This window comes from Holophagales bacterium (genome assembly GCA_016719485.1).
Lineage (GTDB): Bacteria > Acidobacteriota > Thermoanaerobaculia > UBA5066 > UBA5066 > UBA5066.
This window is the reverse complement of the sequence record JADJZB010000007.1, coordinates 1-18,482: the sequence shown is the minus strand read 5'-3', so window position 1 is coordinate 18,482 and position 18,482 is coordinate 1. Positions and strand designations below refer to the sequence as shown.

14 protein-coding genes are annotated in these 18,482 nt (G+C 68.3%); 4 read left to right on the top strand and 10 right to left on the bottom strand.

Translation table 11 applies throughout. The annotated features are described in order from the left end of the window. Positions 1-1,610: 1,610 nt before the first annotated feature. The 4 genes from IPN03_05965 to IPN03_05950 all read right to left on the bottom strand — a co-directional run bounded on the left by IPN03_05965 (position 1,611) and on the right by IPN03_05950 (position 9,728). Positions 1,611-1,802 carry a hypothetical protein gene (locus tag IPN03_05965; GenBank protein ID MBK9373271.1) on the bottom strand — a complete coding sequence of 64 codons (192 nt, stop codon included), beginning with the start codon at positions 1,800-1,802 and terminating at the stop codon, positions 1,611-1,613. Between the two features lie 2,630 nt (positions 1,803-4,432). Beyond that, the gene (locus IPN03_05960) at positions 4,433-5,527 is read right to left on the bottom strand and encodes a hypothetical protein (GenBank protein MBK9373270.1); all 1,095 of its coding nucleotides are present in this window, start codon (positions 5,525-5,527) and stop codon (positions 4,433-4,435) included. Positions 5,528-5,560: 33 nt separating this feature from the next. Next, positions 5,561-6,589 (bottom strand): site-specific tyrosine recombinase XerC, encoded by a 1,029-nt coding sequence (gene xerC / locus IPN03_05955; protein MBK9373269.1) that lies wholly within the window; start codon positions 6,587-6,589, stop codon positions 5,561-5,563. A 10-nt stretch (positions 6,590-6,599) separates the two neighbouring features. Further along, on the bottom strand, positions 6,600-9,728 hold the full coding sequence (locus IPN03_05950; GenBank protein MBK9373268.1) for a toprim domain-containing protein: 3,129 nt from the start codon (positions 9,726-9,728) through the stop codon (positions 6,600-6,602). Positions 9,729-9,860: 132 nt separating this feature from the next. On the opposite strand from IPN03_05950, the gene IPN03_05945 reads away from it, so the two are divergent. The 3 genes from IPN03_05945 to vsr all read left to right on the top strand — a co-directional run bounded on the left by IPN03_05945 (position 9,861) and on the right by vsr (position 12,053). Beyond that, on the top strand, positions 9,861-10,253 hold the full coding sequence (locus tag IPN03_05945) for a helix-turn-helix transcriptional regulator (GenBank protein MBK9373267.1): 393 nt from the start codon (positions 9,861-9,863) through the stop codon (positions 10,251-10,253). A gap of 89 nt (positions 10,254-10,342) precedes the next feature. After that, on the top strand, positions 10,343-11,590 hold the full coding sequence (dcm, locus tag IPN03_05940; GenBank protein ID MBK9373266.1) for a DNA (cytosine-5-)-methyltransferase: 1,248 nt from the start codon (positions 10,343-10,345) through the stop codon (positions 11,588-11,590). Between the two features lie 73 nt (positions 11,591-11,663). Next, entirely contained in the window at positions 11,664-12,053 is a 390-nt protein-coding gene (gene vsr, locus IPN03_05935; GenBank protein MBK9373265.1) for a DNA mismatch endonuclease Vsr, read from the top strand. Between the two features lie 4 nt (positions 12,054-12,057). Here vsr and IPN03_05930 read toward each other — a convergent pair whose 3' ends face one another. From IPN03_05930 to IPN03_05915, 4 genes are all read right to left on the bottom strand, one after another. After that, positions 12,058-12,396: a hypothetical protein gene (locus IPN03_05930; protein MBK9373264.1), complete on the bottom strand. Its 339-nt coding sequence runs from the start codon at positions 12,394-12,396 to the stop codon at positions 12,058-12,060. Then, on the bottom strand, positions 12,387-12,824 hold the full coding sequence (locus tag IPN03_05925) for a hypothetical protein (protein ID MBK9373263.1): 438 nt from the start codon (positions 12,822-12,824) through the stop codon (positions 12,387-12,389). Before IPN03_05925 ends, IPN03_05930 begins: the two co-directional genes overlap by 10 nt. A 43-nt stretch (positions 12,825-12,867) precedes the next feature. Then, positions 12,868-13,674 (bottom strand): hypothetical protein, encoded by an 807-nt coding sequence (locus tag IPN03_05920; protein MBK9373262.1) that lies wholly within the window; start codon positions 13,672-13,674, stop codon positions 12,868-12,870. A gap of 191 nt (positions 13,675-13,865) precedes the next feature. Further along, complete coding sequence (locus IPN03_05915; GenBank protein MBK9373261.1) at positions 13,866-15,815, bottom strand: ATP-binding protein; 1,950 nt, start codon at positions 15,813-15,815, stop codon at positions 13,866-13,868. Positions 15,816-16,390: 575 nt separating this feature from the next. On the opposite strand from IPN03_05915, the gene IPN03_05910 reads away from it, so the two are divergent. After that, on the top strand, positions 16,391-16,594 hold the full coding sequence (locus IPN03_05910) for a hypothetical protein (protein MBK9373260.1): 204 nt from the start codon (positions 16,391-16,393) through the stop codon (positions 16,592-16,594). Positions 16,595-17,674: 1,080 nt separating this feature from the next. Here the strand turns inward: IPN03_05910 and IPN03_05905 are convergent. Next, positions 17,675-18,181, bottom strand: coding sequence for an SMI1/KNR4 family protein (locus IPN03_05905; protein ID MBK9373259.1), 507 nt, complete (start codon positions 18,179-18,181; stop codon positions 17,675-17,677). Further along, the gene (locus tag IPN03_05900; GenBank protein MBK9373258.1) at positions 18,181-18,351 is read right to left on the bottom strand and encodes a hypothetical protein; all 171 of its coding nucleotides are present in this window, start codon (positions 18,349-18,351) and stop codon (positions 18,181-18,183) included. The genes IPN03_05905 and IPN03_05900 overlap by 1 nt, the downstream gene beginning before the upstream one ends. Positions 18,352-18,482: the final 131 nt, after the last annotated feature.

The window sequence follows — 18,482 nt, the reverse complement described above, 5'->3', positions numbered from 1 at the left end:
GCTCTCGGCACGGCGCAGGAGCTGGCCGAGGTCGCCTTGATCGTCTCTTCGATCGGGCCCAGCTCGTGCGCGGCCTGCTTCTCGAAGGCGGCGCGCTGGCGGGCCGTCAGGGGTGTCGACGAAGAACGGGAGGTGGCAGGGGCGCGAAGAGGGCCTCGGCCTCAGAGGCCCTTCGCGAGGTGACGAAGGGACGTTGAGCTTCAGGACGCCCCAGGCGGGAGTTCTTCTTCAGGCCGCGGGGCGGTAGCGGCGATATCGCCGAGAGGACGACGACTTCAGTCGAGTTCGGGGTCGTCTGCGAGGCATCGCCCTGGTTCTTTTCTTTAGCTGCTAAAGGGGCCTGGGTCGTACGTGTTACGACGAGGACGGGGGGCGGGGGAAGGGCCCGGGGCGGGGCGCAGCAGCCGCCTCGGCTGGCGCGAGCGCGCCGCGGCAGCAATGCGCCTTAGCGTCGTGGCGGTTGTCGTCGTGACGCTCTCCGGCACTTCCGTTCCCCATCAGACAACCGTTCGCGGGGGGCCGAGCCTTTCCGCCGGCTGGACCTTCAGGTTTCCTCGACGCCATGCGCGGCCGTGACGTTGCGGAAATGGCGCACTGAAGGTGGGAGAAATCGATCGGCGCCTCGCGGAGGATGACTTCCTTCGGGACGGGGCTGAGTTGAAGACGCGCGGGTGGGGCCGGGAGGTAGAGGTGCGGCGGCGTGCCGGCCCGGGTGTGCGTCGGCGTGATCTTCGGCCGTAGGCGCGGGGACCTCGCCCCCTTCGCCCGGATCGGGATGACAGGCGATTCCGAAGGTGTTCGTGGCCGTCTCGGAGATGCCCTTCTGGGGCCCTGGATCTCTTGGTTCATGGCGGGGAGTAGCCGAGCGTGCGATGCGCTGGCGAGCCGAAGCGGTGTGACCTCCAGGATGGACGGGGCCCGCTTCTCCGAGATACCCGGGGGCCTCGGGGCTCTCCTTCAGCGTCTGGTGGTATTGGCCGGTGACCTGGCGGGGGCTCGCGGTCGTCGGCGTCGAGGTCACGGGAGATTCAGGACGCTCGAGCGCTGCGGCGGCCTCCGGGGAGGGCGTCGTCGGGAAGTGCTGCTGGCCCCGCGGATCTCGTGGGGGACTCACCCTTCGGCCTTCATCACCCAGTCGATCGGCGGGCGCCCGTCTGGCTTCGCCGGCGTGCCAGAGGTTCTTGCCGGGAGTCACGCGAGGGGGCTCCCCGGTGTCGTGGGACGGCTGTCCGATCAGGTCCTGCGTGCTGCTCTTCAGCTCGACGCCCCCGACCTTCCGGAGTCGCTCAGGGAGGAACTCCTCGGATGCGCCGGACAGCTCGTCGAGATTCGCGCCATCGATCACCTCCGCGCGTCAGAAACGCCGTTTCGGGAAATATCAGGGGAACAGGTTTTTGGTACGTCTGTCAATGGACATCCACGAGCTCATCCGAGACCCGACCTAGACTCGCTGCTGATGGCCGCGTTCTCTCCGACTCTCAAGCGGCTCCGGCAGGCGCCTCGCAACAGGTGGCCGGTGATCGGGGCCGTCCACTTGTCTCAAGTACAAGAGATGGGGGACTCTGCCCCGCTTCGAGCCTCCTACATGGCCCCGAGTGCTCCAGGTTTCCTCAGACGAGCTGGTCTTCGGCGTGATGACGAGCGCAGGCCCCGGATCCGCTTATCTCCCGTCCTGCGAGCGGCTCAGGCTCGATGCCGTGGTGACGTGACGACCTGAAATCGATCGTCCGAAATTTCCTCGACGCCTTCATCGCCAGAAGCAGATCGACCGGATCGCCAGCGGCAGAGCTGATGAGCGTCACGGCCCTCCGGGACCTGATGCTCCCAGTCACCGCGGCTGGCTGCCGACGGCGGACTGTGGCCGAGGCCCGCCTTGCCTGGCCGCACGGCTGGGGGCTCTCCGGGGGGACACCGCCCAGCTGCTGCCGGGCGGCCGGCGAACCGGTGTTCATGAATCGGACCGCCTGGGCCCAAAGGTCTCTACCTGCAGCAGGCTGGGTCTTCCTCTTCGGCGCGGACACTTCCAGATCGCCGCGGCCGCGGCCACTCCCTTGACCCCCGCGTGCGCATCCGGGTGCTCGACCGGTTTCCGTTCGTGGGTTTCGGACAAGAAAGGACTCGGGCTGGATTGCAGAGGAGCACACGGAACTCCTTGGAACGCGGGTCGGCCGGTCTGCCGCGCATCCGGCCCTGGCGCAAGGGTTCTCGATCGGGTGGGGTCGCCCACGTTCTTCGGGAGGTGGTGGCTCTGCTGTGGAAACACGGCGTCGCCAGAGCCGGCAAGGCCCTCGGCCGCTCCGGCGACGAAGGGCTCGACGGGGTGATCAAGAGGACCGGCTCCCGTCTGGACGTGATCGCAGGCCAAGCCGGGGGGGGACGGTCCGGCCGGATCAAGTTCGTGGGGCGCTGCACGGGAAGGGCCCGCAGGGCGTCTTCCTCACGACAGGCGCCTTCTCCGACGGGGCCCGCCAGTACGCCGCCGGGATCGACTCGAGGTCGCGCGATGACGGTGCCCGGCTGGCGGGCGTGATCGACTTCGATCTCGGCGTCTCCGCCACGACCTACATCGTCGGCGCATCATTCAACTTCTTCGGCGAAGTGCCCCCGCCCGGAGGGTCCGGATCCCCGCCCCCGGCTCCGGCGGAGGGCGGTGAGCCGCGCTCTTCACGGCGCGCCCGGCGGGCCCACCCTGCCCGTCACGCGCCGTGAATCCCTCCGCCCGTCCCTCCGGCCGAGGGCGGCCTGCGCGCCGCGTCGCACAGGGCCGCTGGGGGCCATTCGGCCCGGCGCTCTGTCGCGGCGCTGCCCGGCCCCTCCCGCCTCCGGGGCCGGCGCGGCCGGGTTGGGGCCGTCACCGCCGGGTCGCAAGGCGGCGGCCTACGGCGCCTGCCGCTTCCCGGCCCGCGGGCAGCTAGCCCGTCACGAGGGCCGCGTCGAGGGGGCGCCTCGCGCCGGCGCACCTCGGCGGTGGCGCCTCCGGCCGGCGCCAGCCCTGGCAGTGGCTGCTCGGGCCGCAGCCTCCCGCCGGGGGACGCGACGGCGCGCGGGAGCGCCGAGGGGGCCGACGAGGGAAGCGGCTAAAGGAAGGCAGCTCGAGCTTCGGCGTCGTCCCGCGGCGACTCGTCGACGCGGAGACCGAATGGGCTCCGCGATATCAGGGCGCCGCTCCGGCCCGCGGCGGTCAGGACGCGGCGCGAGGCTCGTAGAGCCGGTTCCTGGCGGCCGAGGACCGGGGCGCAGCCGGGGACGTCGCGCGCGGGTGCCGTCGTGACGTCGCCGGAAGTGGCGAAATCGTTAGGCTCGCGGCCTCCGTGGCAGACGTCGTCTGCCTCCGGGCCCCTGAGAAGAAGTTCGGCGAGAAGGGCTGCCAGGCTTCTTTCTTTAGCCGCTCCCGGCGGTCCCGGGCGCGCTGGCGCGAGGGCGTCGGGGCGCAGTGCTCGAGCACCGCGCGAAGCGAGGAGCGCAGAGGTCCGCGCCCCGGCCTCTGCGCCCGTAGTGCCAGCGCTTCAGCGCCGCGTCGGCGTAGCCGACGCCTCCGCTGCTCGGTGGCCTGGCGCGGCGCTCGCTCGCGCCGTCGCCGGGCCGAGGAGCGCAGCGGCGCGAGCACCGCAGGCGCGTGCGGCGGCGCGTTCGCGAGCGACGTGCCCAGGCCCTTCAGCGCCCGCGATCGAGCGCGCGCCGCTCGCCCCTGGCGGTTTGACATAGCGTTCAGACGTTATGTCAAAGGTCCGGCCGAAGGCCGGACCCGGAGGCGGGAGGGGCGCCCCCGCGCAGCGAAGCGCAGCGGGACTTCAGCCGCTCCGGGGCCGATAACCGCGGTTATCGGCAAGCGCCCCTGACGCCGCGCGGAGCGGAGGCGACACTTCGCCGCAGCTACGCGCCGCGGCAGGGATGCGAGGCGCGTGACGGGCCGGGGAAATTGGGGCCTCGCCCGGCGCGCGCCTCGCAGAGCGTCCGGCTCCTCCGCCCCTCCGCCGGAGCCGCCCGGGGGCGTCCCCGTCCACGGCGCCCGCTGGCGCCGTGCGGTGCCCCGCTCCGGTCCGGTCCTCGGGCCTCGGCGTCCTTGGGCTCTACGCCGACCCGATCCCATGACGTCCAGACGGGCCGCTTCTGATACGCTCGAAGTCCAGCACGTCCCGTCCGTCACCTGGCAGAGCGAGCATCGCCGAAAGGTGGCCTTGGGCCCCCTCGATTCCGACCCTGCTGGACGAGTAAGTCACCTAGGCAGCACAGGGCGCGCCCCTCCGTTGTCGCGTCACCAGAATCCGGCGCCCCTCCTTCGAAGCGCGCCGGAAGCACCTCCTCTCCCGGTCGACCAGGTCACCTCGGTCTAGGAGGAGCAGGGCCTTCTGAACCAGAGCATCTCATGGTCATCAGTTCTTCCCGTATGAGCGCGAAGGCTCCGAGAGCTCTTCGGAAGCTCGTAATCGCTTCATGAGGACCTGAATCTGCGTTTCCACGTCCCCGAGTGCTGAAGTCTGGTTTGTTCCGAAGCCATGCCGTCCAAGCATCGTTCCAGCCCTCTTGGTGGATTGCCTGGTGCTGTTCGTTCGAGAGGAGCGCGATCCGCTCTGTGCACGAATCGGCTTCTGAATCCTTCACCCCCGCTCCGCAAGCCTGCGCGTGAAGCCTTCCTCACCGGAGCAGTTGCTGGGGCACGAGGTGATGCTCCCTCTTGCGGCCGCTGGACCATATCGACCACGCCATGACCGACTACCCGCGGTATGCCGCTTGGCGTCGTGCCCGTGACCCTCGGAGTCCTGGAGGATTCGGCCCCGGAGTCCCTGGCCCCAAACGCCGACGGCGTCTCGACCTCCGGCTCGAGATCAACGGGCATCTTCGCTGCATCGATCGGCGGCGCGACCAGCGGCGGCGAGTCCCTCTCGGCGCCGCGTGCCAGAAGCGCAGCGTTCGCAGGATTCGTCGCCAGATAGATGTTCGCGAACTCGACGTCCGCTCGCGACATCCCGAGCCGCTCAACGGCCACGTCCTCTGCCTTCGACTGACCGAACCGGTCAGCAGGCAGGCCCGTCTCGGCCCGGATCGAGGTGATGAGCCCCCACGGGTCATATCGGCTATCCGACACGACTTCCCGACAAGAGAAGCCGCAAGCCTGACGCGACCAGAGGCTTAGCGACGGCGATGCCCCGACGCGGAAGGGCGGGAGTAGCTCGAAACCCCCGACGCGAGTTTCCGGATAACTCGGCGGCGGGCCTCGCAGAAGGTTGAGGTCGACGAGCGTCAGAGGGCCGAGGCCGAAGTTCTCAGCGTCGGCGTTCGCGGTATCGGCGAGGACGACGTCGCCGAGGTCGAAGAGTGGCGGCTCTGCGGTTTCGACGTCAGCCCGCGCGCTCGCGTCGAGTCGCGCGGCCGGCGCGAGCGAAGCGAGCGCCGTGGCCGCGTCGGCGCTCGGCGCCGTGAGAGAGGAGGGTGGGTTTCGCTCCCACACGCTCGTGCGTGAGGCCTCAGCTCGCGGCGCCAGCAGCACCGCCAGGGCCAGGAGCACGAAGAGCCGCGTGATCCTCACGCGGCCCATTCTGCAACTAAAGGAAGGAAGGCTTCAGTGCGTCCGGTCCGGCGCTTTTTCCGGCGGCAGCAGGAGGGCGGCCGGGTGCGTGGCCGTGTGGACCTGCTTGAGCTTCGTGATCGCGACGTGCGTGTAGATCTCCGTCGTCGTCAGCTTCACGTGCCCGAGGATCGCCTGGATCATCCGGACGTCGGCCCCGTTCTCGAGCATGAGCGTCGCCATGGCGTGCCGGAAGAGGTGACAGGAGCCGGTCTTCGCCACGCCGGACGCCTTCACGTACCGACTCACGTACAGGCTGAGGGTCTTCGGGGCGATCGGCTCACCCTCGCCAGCGAGGAAGATGAAGCCGCGGTCCGGCTCGATGACGAAGTCGGGTCGGGCCTCGCGGATGTATTTCGCGATCCACGCGCCGGCCCGCTCCCCCACCGGGACGACGCGATCCCGTCGGCCCTTGCCCTGGCGCACCGTGATCGTCCCGCGCTCGGTGTCGACGTCGTGGACCTTCAGGCCGGAAAGCTCCGTCCGCCGGATTCCCGTCGAGTAGAAGGTCTCGAGAATCGCTCGGTCACGGAGGCCCTGGGGTTTGCGGATGTCGGGCTGCGCCAGGATCGCCTCTGCCTCCGACGCCGTCAGGACGTGCTTCGGGAGCCTCTTCTCCACCTTCGGCAGCTCGAGCTCGGAGGCCGGATTCGAGAGGAGGTGATTCTCGCGAGCGAGCCACTTGAAGTACTGCTTGATGAAGCTCAGCCGATGGTGCTGCGTCGAGAGCGTCAGCGGGCTCCCGTCGGGCTTCTCCGTGTAGAAGAGGGTCCTCTGGTAGCGCTCGATCATCGGCTTCGTGACGTCGCGGGGCTTCATCACGTCCCGCTCCTGGCACCAGACGACGAAGTCCGAGACGGACCACTCGGCCGAGAGGATCGTCCTGAGCGAGTAGCCCCTCACCTTCAGGTGCTCGAGATGGGCCTTCAGGAGGATGACGAAGCCGCGCGGGTCGGTCGTATCGCGGAAGGCGAAGACCCGCTTCCTTCGGGCCGCTGCGCGCCGTCGGGCCGGGCTCGTCACGGCCCTGCTCCTACAGCCGGCCCGCTGCGCGGCGGAGGAGGAGCCTCGGCTCGGGCGGCGGGTACGACGGGATTCCGAGCGTGGCTCCGAGGAGCGGAGTTTCGGCGTCTTCGTGCGAGAAACCGTTCAAGTGCGCATGGGGAGCGGACTCCGGCTCGTCTTCCTCACCCCGCGATCCCCCCGCGAAGGCCCCGCGATGGGGCCGCGATCCCCCCGCGAGGTTGCCCTCTTCCCCCCGCGAGGTTTCAGTCGTAGTCGCGGGAGACGCCTCCTCATCGATGGGATCGACGAGGGCGGCGGTGTCGAGGAGGCCCAGCAGGAAGGGCCGTCCGTCCTTCCCTTCGCCGCGCCAGAGGAGCTCGTAGACGAAGCTCTGACCTCGGCCGCCACGGTGGACGAGGACGTACTCGAGCGCCGCGAGCCGGTCGAGATGGGTCCGCAGCTGCGTGTCGCCCCAGCCCGTCGCGATCCTCACGTCCCGGCGCGAGAAGCGCAGGTCCTCCCGGGCGACGCCCTGCTTCTCGCAGACGGACGTGACCAGATCGTCGAGGTGGACGAGGAGCCTCCGCGTCTGCGGCGGCAGCTCGTCCAGGCTCCGGCCGAGGACCTCAGAGGCGAGACGGTTGGCGAGGGCGACATCGGAGAGGGTCGCTTCGACGTACTCGACGATCTCTCCGTCTACCGTCAGCGACTTCACATCCCGCTGGTACTGGAAGAGCAGGGCGATGGCCTCGATGAGCTTGAGGTACTTGACGTGGTCGCGCCGCATCCGCGTCTTCTCATCGAGGAAGGTGAGGCGCGAGGCGTAGGGGTTGTGGACGAGGAGCGGGCGCAGGAGCCTCTGCGCATTCCTGTGGACCTTCAGCGCCTTCGGCTTGCGTCGTGAGGCGAGGATGCCGTCGAGCGTCGAGGCCCGTCGCTGCAGCTCGTGGATGCGCCTGGTCTGCTCGCGGCTCTCGTCGACCGTCAGGACGAGGCAGCGGTTGAGGAGCTCCTCGTCGATCTCGATGGCCGTCGTCGTCAGGAAGATCATCACCGGCCCTTCGACCCGGTACACCATGGTGACGAGGCGCCCCGTCTGCGGGTCCTTGCCGGTGGAGGCGATCGACAGCTCGCCTTCGGACTGGAGGAGCTTGAGGGCGTAGCCCGCCTTCTCCGCGCCTTCCTCTTCGACGATCGCCAGGATCTTGTGCCTGAGGCTCCTGCCCTCGCCGAAGTAGAAGAGCGACTGCCCCGTGAGGGCCGAGTACTTCTCGCGATCCTCTTCCGGGACGAAGCCGAGGACGGCTTCCATGAGCGCTGATTTGCCGGCGGCAGAGCTCGACTGGACGATGATGGCCAGCGGCTTGTCGAGCTTTCTCGAGACGGCCGCAAGGTAGGCCGTGAGCTTGTTGGTGTCTTCACCGACGAGGCCGATGGCCTCGAAGTCTTCGAGGATGCGGGTGAGGAGCTTCGGGTCGCGGAGGAAGGTGAGTGCCTCGGCCGTCTCCTCCTCGGATAGAAGGACGGCCTTCTCCTTCGGCTCGAGCGTCTTGCGGATGCTCTCCTGCTGAAGCTCCTCGGCGCGGCGCAGGAGCTGGCCGAGGTCGCGCTTGATCGTCTCCTCGATCAGTCCCAGCTCGTGCGCAGCCTGCTTCTCGAAGGCCGCGCGCTGGCGTGCCGAGTAGAGGTCGAGGGTGTCGACGAAGAAGCCGGAGAGCGGCGACGGCGGGGCGAAGAGAGCCTCGGCCTCCGGGCCTTCGCGTGTGACGAGGACGTTGAGCTTCAGGACGCCCCAGGCGAGGTTCTTCTTCAGACCGCGGAGGCGATAGCGGCGATCGCCGAGAGGGACGACGACTTCGTCGAGATCGGGGGTCGTCGTCGAGGCATCGGTCTGTGGCTTCCTTTCTTTAGCTGCTAAAGGGGCCGGCTGCTCGTACATGCGTGCGACAGGGACGGGCGAGACGGGCGAGACAGGGACCGGCGCGGCCGGAGGCGGCGCAGCCGTCGTGGCGGTTGTCGCCGTGACCCTCTCAGGCTGCTTCCCGTTCCCCATCCAGACGGCCGTCCGCAGAAGAAGGCCGAGAGCTTTCGCGGGCGGCTGGACCTTCAGCGCGTACTCGTTGGCGTCCATCCCCTTCGGAAACTGGACGCGCGAGCAGCCGATCCCTTCCGCGGTGAGCTTTTTCGCGAGGCTCTCGGCGGCCTTGTCGCCCGCCTCGTCGCGGTCGTAGGCGATCAGGACGTGCTCCGTGCCGTACGCCTTGAAGGCCGCGAGGTGGTCGTGCGTGAAGCCTTCCACGCCGTAGGAGGCCGTCACGTTGCGGAAGCCCGCGCACCAGAAGGTGAGCGCGTCCATCAGCGCCTCACAGAGGATGACTTCTTTCGACGCGACAAGAGCTTCGACGTTGAAGACGCCTCGGTGCGGGCCGGGGAGGTAGAGGTGGAGCGGCGTTCCGGCCCGTAGCTGGTGTGCCGGGGTGATCTTCCGGCCGTAGGCGCCGAGGACCTCGCCGCCTTCGCCGAGGATCGGGACGACGAGAGAGCCGTTGAGGTGCTCGTGGCCGCTGTCGCGCAGGACGCCCAGCTTCTGGAGCCGTGTCCGGATCTCCTGGCCGGCCTTCCTGTTCATGGCGGGGAGGCGGTAGCCGAGCGTGCGGTTGGCGTAGCCGAGACGAAAACGATCGATGACCTCGGGATGCGTCAGGCCCCGGTTCTCGAGATACGCGAGGGCCTCGGGACTCTCCTTCAGCATCTGGTGGTAGTAGCCGATGACCTGCTGCAGCAGCTCGCGATCGTCGGCGTCGAGGTCGACGGGCGCGGCGAGCTTCGGGACGGTGGAGCGCTGCGGGGTGTCGAGCGACGCCATCGTCGGGAAGTTGTCGGCCCTCAGGATCTCGACGGCGTGCCGGAAGCTCACCCCTTCGGCCTTCATCACCCAGTCGATCGGCGAGCCCCCGGTCTGACACGCACCCAGGCAGTGCCAGAGGTTCTTGCCGGGGGTGACGACGAGGGACGGCTCCCGGTCGTCGTGGAAAGGACAGCGGCCGATCAGGTCGGCGCCGTGGCGCCTGAGCTCCACGCCGCGAGCTTCGGCAAGCCGCTCGAGCTGGACCTCTTCACGGATGCGCTGGAGCAGCTCGTCGGGGATTCGCGCCATCGGTCACCTCCGCCACGTCGAAACGCCGTTTTCGCGAGGGGCTGTCAAGAGCGTCGGTCGGGAGAAATCGGTGATTAACACTTGACTCACGATATGGGAATAACAGATAGTCAGTCAAGGAGGAATCACCCCGTGCTCGCCGACGCCGGTACCGTCCTTTTCATGCCGAAGTCGACGGAAGCCCTCGTGTTCGGGCGCCGGCTCAAGGAGCTGCGCAAACGGCGCGGTCTCTCCCAGAAGGAGCTGGCGGCCGCCATCGGGGTCCACCAGTTCCAGATCTCCAAGTACGAGACCGGCTCCTACTTCCCCACCGTCGGAAACGTGATCGAGATCGCCAGGTATCTGCAGGTTGGCCTGGCCGAGTTGTTCGGGGAGGTGATCCCCGACGAGGCCGAGGTGAGGAATCTGCGGCTCCTCCACCGCTTCCGCGATCTCGAGACCCTCCCGAAGGACGACCAGGATGTCGTCGTCAAGCTGATAGACGCATGGATCGCAAAAGGAAAAATCCGAAAACTCGTGAGCTGAGAGTCGCTTGCGCGACTCCGGCCATCGAGAGGCCCGGGGCTGGCGAGGGCCGCTCCACGCGATATCCTCGCCCTGCAGGAAGTACGGGCATGAGCACGCGACGGGACAAGGACCAGCTGAAGCTGTTCGGGGCGAAGGTCCCGACGCGGCTGCGTGAGGCCGAGGCTCCCGATCGCCCCCGGCGGTCCCTGCGGACGGCGGGGCTGTTCGCGGGAGTGGCCGGTCTCGAGCAGGGGCTCGCCAGGGCCGGTCACGAGACCGCCCTCTTCTGCGAGATCGACACCGGAGCTCGCGCGGTTCTGGCCGCTCACTTCCCCGACATCCCGTGCGAGCCCGACGTCCGCGAGCTGAAGTCGCTCCCGAAGGGGACGCAGCTCCTGGCAGCGGGGTTCCCGTGTCAGGACCTCAGCCAGGCCGGCAAGACGGCCGGGATCGAAGGCTCGCGCTCGGGACTCGTCGGCGAAGTGTTCCGGCTCGTCCGCAAGACGCGCGTGCCGTTCGTCCTTCTGGAAAACGTGCCGTTCATGCTCCAGCTCGCTCGCGGGCAGGCGCTGGAGGTAATCGTCGCGACGCTCGAGAGCCTCGGCTATCGCTGGGCTTACCGCGTCGTCGACACGCGCGCCTTCGGTCTGCCGCAGCGGCGTGAGCGGGTGTTCCTTCTGGCCACTCTCGACGAGGACCCGCGGCGGGTCCTTTTCTGCGACGACGCCGGCGAGCCGGAGGAAGAGCGGCCACAGGGACGGGTGGCGTGCGGGTTCTACTGGACCGAGGGTGTCCGCGGCCTGGGCTGGGCGGTGGACGCCGTGCCGACGCTGAAGGGGGGATCGACGATCGGAATCCCTTCGCCCCCGGCGATCGTGCTTCCTTCGGGCTCGATCGTGAAGCCCGAGATCCGCGACGCCGAGAGGATGCAGGGCTTCAAGGTGGACTGGACGAAGCCCGCCGAGACCGTCCTGAAGCGCGGCTACCGCTGGCACCTGGTCGGAAACGCGGTGACGGTGGACGTGGCCGGCTGGCTCGGCGAGCGGCTGGCCCTGCCGGGCGAGTACGACGACGAGGGAGATTCGCCGCTCCCGGCAGGCCGCCCCTGGCCCCGCGCCGCGTGGAATCTCGGCAAAGGCCGCTTCGCGGCGGACGTCTCGGCGTGGCCCGAGCGGCGGCCCCGGACACACCTGCAGGAGTTCTTGCGGTTCCCCACGGAGCCCCTCTCCGCCAAGGCCACGGCCGGCTTCCTCTCTCGCGCCCGCTCGGGATCGCTCCGCTTCCCGCCGGGGTTCCTGGACGAGGTGGAGTGCCACCTCGGGCGGATGCGTGAAGAGCTCGCCACGGCCGTCTGAGAAGAACGGCCCCTCTCGAAAGACCTCCCGCAATCGCCTCGGTCTCCTGGTCGACGCCGAGACGTCCGTTCGCATGGCGGGAGTCCGGCAGAAGGACACGTCGGCCGAGCAGCTCGTCCGAGGCCTACTGACGCGCCTCGGTCACTCGTTCCGGAAGTCGAATCGGGATCTGCCAGGCTCGCCCGACGTGGCGAATCGCTCGCGCCTCTGGGCCGTCTTCGTGCACGGGTGCTTCTGGCATCGACACGCAGGCTGCTCGCGGACGACGACTCCGAAACGCAACCGGGCCTTCTGGGAGACGAAGTTCGACCAGAATCGCCGGCGGGACGCACGCGCCCTGGCTGCGCTCCGGCGCCTGGGCTACCGCACGGTCGTCGTCTGGGAGTGCGAGATCACGAAGCGCCCCGAGGTCGTCGAGAAGCGGCTCGTGAAGCGGCTCGGGCCCGCGCCTCGCGGGCGGTAGTCGCCTACTCCCCGGCCCAGACGAAGGGCGGGTCGTTCCGGGCGGTGTAGATCCGGGCCATCTCCGCAACGACCTCTTCGAGGGTCAGCGTCTTCGACGGCCGGCCGCTTCGCGGCGGGGCTTGCATGACGTCGAAAAAACGGACGTCCCACGGGTCGTCTTCGTCGATCGCATAGAGACCCACGAAGACTCGCTCGAAGAGCTGGTCTGCATCGGTCGGGCAGTTTCTGTTCCCTCGATAGCGGAAGACCTTGATCGCCTGCCCGAAGGAAGAGCTCGCCTCCTTCCGGGCACCGGACTTGTAGTCGCCGCAAGCGTCGACGGGGAGAAAGATCAGGGCCACGAGGAGGGCCCAAGGCTGGCGTTCGTGGTAGTCGAGAGCCTCCGCTCGGAGCTCGTTGTCGATGCGCGTGTAGTTACACCCAAGCCGAGCCCGATGTCCGGGTGGCTGTAGTTGACGTCGAGCTTCTTCGTCCCCTTCGCCGTTCTCGCCGGCCTCTCGTGACGCCGGCCTTTCTCATCAGGCGTGATCTCCGGGAAACCGCTCCGGAGACGGTTCGCGAAGAGCATGGCCAGATTGCGCGAGAGCTGCTCGGCGTAGTTCTTCTTGGCTGTGGACGTCCCCTCCGCGGGCCGTTCGCCAGCAGCGCGGAAGGCCTCACGGAATGCCCACATCTGCGAGCTTTTCCCCTGGTCGCCTTCGGACTTCCCGACGCTGCGGCTTCGACTGCGTGACTTCGCACTCTTCTCGGTTCGCCCCATCTCGTTCACCTTCCGTGCTGCATCCGACGCGAGGTCCGCAGGCTCCGTCGGATCAGAGGACCCGGAAACGGGACGCGTAGGTCTGGGCCACTCGACGAATCATCGCTCCGTACTCGTAGATGTCCCCCGCGGCCGGTGCAGGCGGCTTCTGGACGAGCCGGACAGGAGAGACGTCGTTGCGGCACTCGACGACGACGATGGACACGGCGTCGAAGCCCTGTTCGCCGAGCTTGGTGCGGCGGGGCATCTCGCGGATCTTCCCGACGACACGCCCGGTGACTGCCGGCTGATCGTGAGCCGTCATCACGGCCTTGCGACCCGTCTGGCGTCCAGGGCTTCGGAATTCGTCGGCGAGATTGATCATCACGAAACCGACGGCGATCGCCTCCTCGGCTGCGGCGTGGATGGTCTCGTGGCTGGAGTTGAGCTCGTCGTAGAGCCGCGGGAGCGCCTTGACGTGCTCGGTCATGCACGCCTTGGCTTCCAGTGCTACTTGCACGCTTCCGACGTCGGCCTTCCGGATGTCGGGAAGCCCTTCCAGGATCTTCTTTTCTTCGGCCGTCAGCTCGATGCCGTAGTCCTTCACGAGGGCACGGAAGCCGGCGGCTCCCGGCTTCGGGACGCCGCGCGGTCGGGCCAGGACGAGATCGAGATCCTTCTTGCGGTCGTGCTTGAAGTCCTTCATCTCGTGGTTGAGACCGAAGACGACCGCACCGCTGGCGACGTGCTCCCGGAGCACGGGGCTTTCGCGAAGAAGGTCGAAGAGGATTCCCCAGCACGCCACCTTCGAGTGGTGATCGCTCCGGGAGTGGTACTGCCACATCGCGCCGGATTTCCCCGTCCGTCGCGGCTTGCTCATGGTCCGCACGAGGATCGTCGGTCCGTACATCCCGGCAATGATCCCACGAGGCGCAGCCGAGCCGCGGACGGCATCACTCCACGGGGAAACCAGCTGCCACGGCGAGACGCTCACCCACGGCGGCGGCGGCGCTCCGCATCACGAGGATCGTCCGGAAACGCCTCCGCCGCCGAGATGGGCCGCTCGCCTAGTTAGGCCCTCACCTCGTTCGCAGTTCCCACTCGTGTGGGCTGACGAAACGCCCCAGCTGCTCGCTTGACCTCCCGCAGGGTGTGGTAACGATCCGCCATGAAAGCCGCCGTCAGGGCCACGGGGCTGAGTGCCTCGTCGTAATGCGACGTGAGCCACGTGTTCCCGTTCTCGAGCTGCCGGAGCCCCTGGACGGCCTCGATCATCTTCTGCTCGACCCACTCCTCGGTGGTCGACTTGATCTGCGCGGCCTTGTCCTGATCCCCCTCAGGATTCGCCCATTCATTCACCGCGGCGAGAATCGCCTGATAGCCGCGGAAGTCGCGATTCAGGAGCAGGACGTTGGCCGTCTGAGCGTCGCCTCCCGCCAGGGCTGCGGCCCGATCGTGCAGGCCATGCGCGTTGCCCTTCACGATCGAGATGCTCTCGGCCTCCTGTTCGGTCACCCACTTGGGCTGGATATCGAGATGCGACACCATTTCCACCGCCGGTTCTCCGGCCTGCTCGTCGACCTGCGAGAGCACCGCTCCGATTCCGCGCCCCCGGGCCGTGTTCTTCCTCGGCTCACTCGTGCGGGTTAGGTCCACGACGGGCCCAGGTCCAGCTCCCGGCCCAGTCACTTCCGTCGACGCTCGCGTCGTCCCCTGGCGCGCGGGGCGGAATCTACGAGGCCGCAGGAGCTGCATCACGTCCTTCAGCCGCTCGCGGATTCTCTTGGCGCGATCGGGGTCCTCGACTTCCAGACGCGCCTGCTCCTCGGCCATCGTCTGCTTGATGCGCTCGGGCATCTGGGCACGAAACTGGTCGCACCACACCAGCCACGATTCGCTCTCGAGAGCCGGAGTCCCGTTTACGAGGACGTGCGCGCGAGCGAAGTCCGAGGTTACGGTCACCCCCTTCGGCTCGATTACGAAGGCAATGCGATTCTTCCCGAAGACGACGCCCAGCCGCGCGAAGAACGGGCTCGCCTGGTTCCCACCCCTCCAGTCGTGTAGCTCGTTGTCGAAGAGCACGGCCAGGCTGCCACCGCTCGCGGTCCGACTCGAAACATCCGTGCCTGATCCGGTCGGCAGGACCCACCAGTGAATATCGGCCGGCGGAATCCCGACACTAGGGTTCCCAGCCAGCGCCACCGTACCTCGCCAGCCATCCCCCTGTCGGTCCGCTGCGTCGTCCCAGATCACGGCCGTGCCACTGACTTTCGTCAGATTGAATGACCGCCCGCCCTGGCCTCGCATGCGTTCCTTTGCGTCCTCTACGCTGTGAGGCCACTCGTCCGGGTCGCCCGAGGGCACCCGCACGACCACTTCGATTCCGTTGTTCGAGAGCCGACAGAATCGGGTGTTCAGGTACTTCAACAGCCACGTCCGCGGGCGCCCCGCCGGGACGAAGGTGTTGTCGGCTTCTACGTTCCCCAAAAAGGTCACGACCGTCCCGGATCCCTGCTCGTTGACGAAGTCCGGAAATATCTCTGAAGCGGCATGAATGACGAGCTCGTCGTTGAGGCCGACCGGGATCAGGTTGTACTCGCTGCCGTCCCAGCCGACCTGCACCATCGTGCGGTCGCCATCCTTCGTCGAGCGAATCAGCACGCCGTTCTTGTGGCGCGTCGGACCAGAGATCTTCAGTCCCATCCCCTGGTTGCCGTGGATCGACTGGTTACGTCCCGCCCCTTCGACCGCGAGTGTCGTCATATACCGCTCGAGCTCCGATCGGGTCATTCCGTCCCCGTTGTCCGAGCACGCGATGTACCAAGGGTGGACGTCGGCCTGTGTATGCAGACTCCAGTCGACATCGAATTCGATGCGGCCCCCTTCGCTCTTGGCCTCGGCGCGCATACGGCGCTCGACGGCTTCAAGAGCGTTCTTTAGGACCTCTCGGAATTCTTGGTTGGGGAGAAGCTCGGTGGCGAGCTTGTCGGCGATGAAGTCGGCATTAGCGACTCTAAACATGAAAGACCCCCTTCGAAGGCGGCCCGTAGGCCGGTGTCGTCGGTGGCCGCACCGAGCGGAAGCGAGGAGGACGGGATGTCGTGCCCACTTCCGACCGATCGACCGCCGCGAATCATATCCCTACCGCGCCCCGGGACCTCACGGCTCTCTCACACATGCCCCAAACCGAAAGACGCCGCCCCCCGGTTCCGGCCGGAGGGGCGGTGGCGCTGGCGCTCTTCACGCCGTGCGCCGGCGGGGGCCCCGTACGCCCCTCGCCGTCACGCGCCGTGAATCCCCTGCGCGTCGCATCACTGCGGCCGAGGGCGGCCTCCGTGCCGCGCCGCACACGGGCCGCTCGCGGGCTAAGCCCGGCTTAGCCCGACGCGTACCCGCTCTTGTCCCTCGGCGCTCCCGCGCCGAGGGGGCGCCCCTCCGGCCTCCAGGGCCGCTCCGCGGCCCCGCGGCACAACGGCGTTGGTGCCGCGCCGGGGGCGTCGCAAGGCGGCTCCGGGCCTGCGGCACGGCCCTCAAGGGGCCGCGTCCTCCGGCCCTGCGCGGCAGCCATCGCCTGGCACCCGGCTCGCCGCTTCGAGGTGGTCCACTTTTCGGCGTTCCTCGTCGTCGTCGCGTTCGGGGCCGTCGCCGCTCGCGAGCCGGTCGCCAGGCTGGTCCAGGCGGCGGCGAAGCCGCCGCGGCAGCTCATGGCGTGTCACGTGGCGTGCGACCGCGGCACGCCTCGCGCCACGCCGGAGCCCGACGAGGATCACGACCAGGAGGCCGACGAGGGAAGCGGCTAAAGAAGGAAAGCAGCTCGAGCTTCGGCGTCGTCCCGCGGCGACTCGTCGACGCGGAGACCGAATGGGCTCCGCGATATCAGAGACGTCGCGCTCCGGCCCGCAGGCGGTCAAGGACGCGCGAAGCGCGAGGCTCGTAGAGCCGGTTCCTTGACGGCCGAGACCGGGGCGCACGGCCTCGGGGTCGTTCGCGGTTGTGCCGTCGTCGTCGTCGTCGTGGAAGTGGCAGAAATCGTTCGGCTACGCGGCCTCTGTGGCAAACGTCGTTTGCCTGCGAGCCCTCCGATGCAGAAGAAGTTCGGCGAGAAGGGCTTCCAGGCTTCTATCTTTAGCCGCTTCCGGCGGTCCCCGGGCGCGCTGGCGCGAGGGTGCTCGGGGCGCGGTGCTCGAGCACCGCAGCGAAGCGCGGAGCGCAGAGGTCCGCGCCCCGGTCTCCGCGCCCATAGTGCCAGCGCTTCAGCGCCGCGTCGGCGTAGCAGTCGCCTCCGCTGCTCGATGGCCTGGCGCGGCGCTCGCTCGCGCCGCCGTCGGGCCGAGGAGCGCAGCTCGCGAGCACCGCAGGCGCGTGCGGCGGCGCGTTCGCGAGCACCGCAGGCGCGTGCGGCGGCGCGTTCGCGAGCGCCGTGAGAGGCCCTTCAGCGACCGCGCGATCGAGCGCGCGCCGCTCGCCCCCGGCGGTTTGACATAGCGTTCAGACGTTATGTCAAAGGTCCGGCCGAAGGCCGGACCCGGAGGCGGGAGGGGCGCCCCCGCGGAGCGAAGCGCAGCGGGACTTCAGCCGCTCCGGGGCCGATAACCGCGGTTATCGGCAAGCGCCCCTGACGCCGCGCGGAGCGAAGGCGACACTTCGCCGCAGCTACGCGCCGCGGCAGGGATGCGAGGCGCGTGACGGGCAGGGGAAATTGGGGCCCCGCCCGGCGCGCGCCTCGCAGAGCGTCCGGCTCCTCCGCCCCTCCCGCCGGAGCCGCCCGGGGGCGTCCCCCGTCCCACGGCGCCCGCTGGCGCCGTGCGGGGCTCCGCTCCGGTCGTGCTCTTCGCAGGGCACGTCGGGAAGAGCCGGGCATCGACCGCCACGTGATGCGTCTACGCCCAGCCCTCGGCTCTGAGCAGGGGCCACCACTCGTTCCCCTCGTAAAGCCCATTCGGGAAGAGATCCTGGTATCGCGGCCCAAGGAGGACCTCGCCGAGAAACTCCTCGAAACTACTCGCAATCGTCCTCACCCTATGTGGTGGGTCGGCATCGACCAAGGAAATCGCCCCGCTCGGTGTCACCAGGAATGCGGCGCCCGCTGCGTCCTCGCCGACAACGCAACCGCCCCGCTCTCCGATCACCGGTCGCCATCTGGCATCGAGCCGCTTCAGACTCGGGAAACCCGATCCTCCAGAGCCTGCGAGGACATTCATGTCGATCTGAAGACCATCGGTCTGACGAAGGAAGTCGATGTACTCCGCAGGCACGCCTGCAACGTCACGTCGAATCGCATCGAGAGCCTCAGCGGAGGCACTCGGCGCGCTCCCGAAGATGATCGCAAGCTCCTCCCGTTCGCCCTCAAGACCCCGGAGCTTCGCCAGTTTTGATTCCCAGTTCATTACGGCCCTCTCACCTCGACCTTTACGATCGGTGTGTAGTCGTCGAGGCCCCTGATCTGGGCGCGAATCTGGCGCCCAATCCCCATGTTCACGTCCGCGTCGAGCAGCGTGAGGTTCGCTGCGTCGTCGGCTCCCAGAAGTTGGAGTTCCTGGACGTGGTCCGCGTGCATCTCAAGGATTCGCCTCTTGAGGGACTGAAAGCGCGCTGCATCAGACTTGCCGTACTGCGCGTAGGCCTGCCGGATCAGGCGATTCTTGTATCCCGCAGCTACAGCAGGATCCCTTGGAACTGGATTCGGTG

Excerpts from the sequence above, each read along its gene's own strand:
- IPN03_05950 (MBK9373268.1), bottom strand. The coding sequence starts at position 9,728 with ATGGCGCGAATCCCCGACGAGCTGCTCCAGCGCATCCGTGAAGAGGTC.
- dcm (MBK9373266.1), top strand. The coding sequence starts at position 10,343 with ATGAGCACGCGACGGGACAAGGACCAGCTGAAGCTGTTCGGGGCGAAG.
- vsr (MBK9373265.1), top strand. The coding sequence starts at position 11,664 with ATGGCGGGAGTCCGGCAGAAGGACACGTCGGCCGAGCAGCTCGTCCGA.
- IPN03_05920 (MBK9373262.1), bottom strand. The coding sequence starts at position 13,674 with ATGAGCAAGCCGCGACGGACGGGGAAATCCGGCGCGATGTGGCAGTAC.
- IPN03_05915 (MBK9373261.1), bottom strand. The coding sequence starts at position 15,815 with ATGTTTAGAGTCGCTAATGCCGACTTCATCGCCGACAAGCTCGCCACC.
- IPN03_05905 (MBK9373259.1), bottom strand. The coding sequence starts at position 18,181 with ATGAACTGGGAATCAAAACTGGCGAAGCTCCGGGGTCTTGAGGGCGAA.
- IPN03_05900 (MBK9373258.1), bottom strand. The coding sequence starts at position 18,351 with ATGCACGCGGACCACGTCCAGGAACTCCAACTTCTGGGAGCCGACGAC.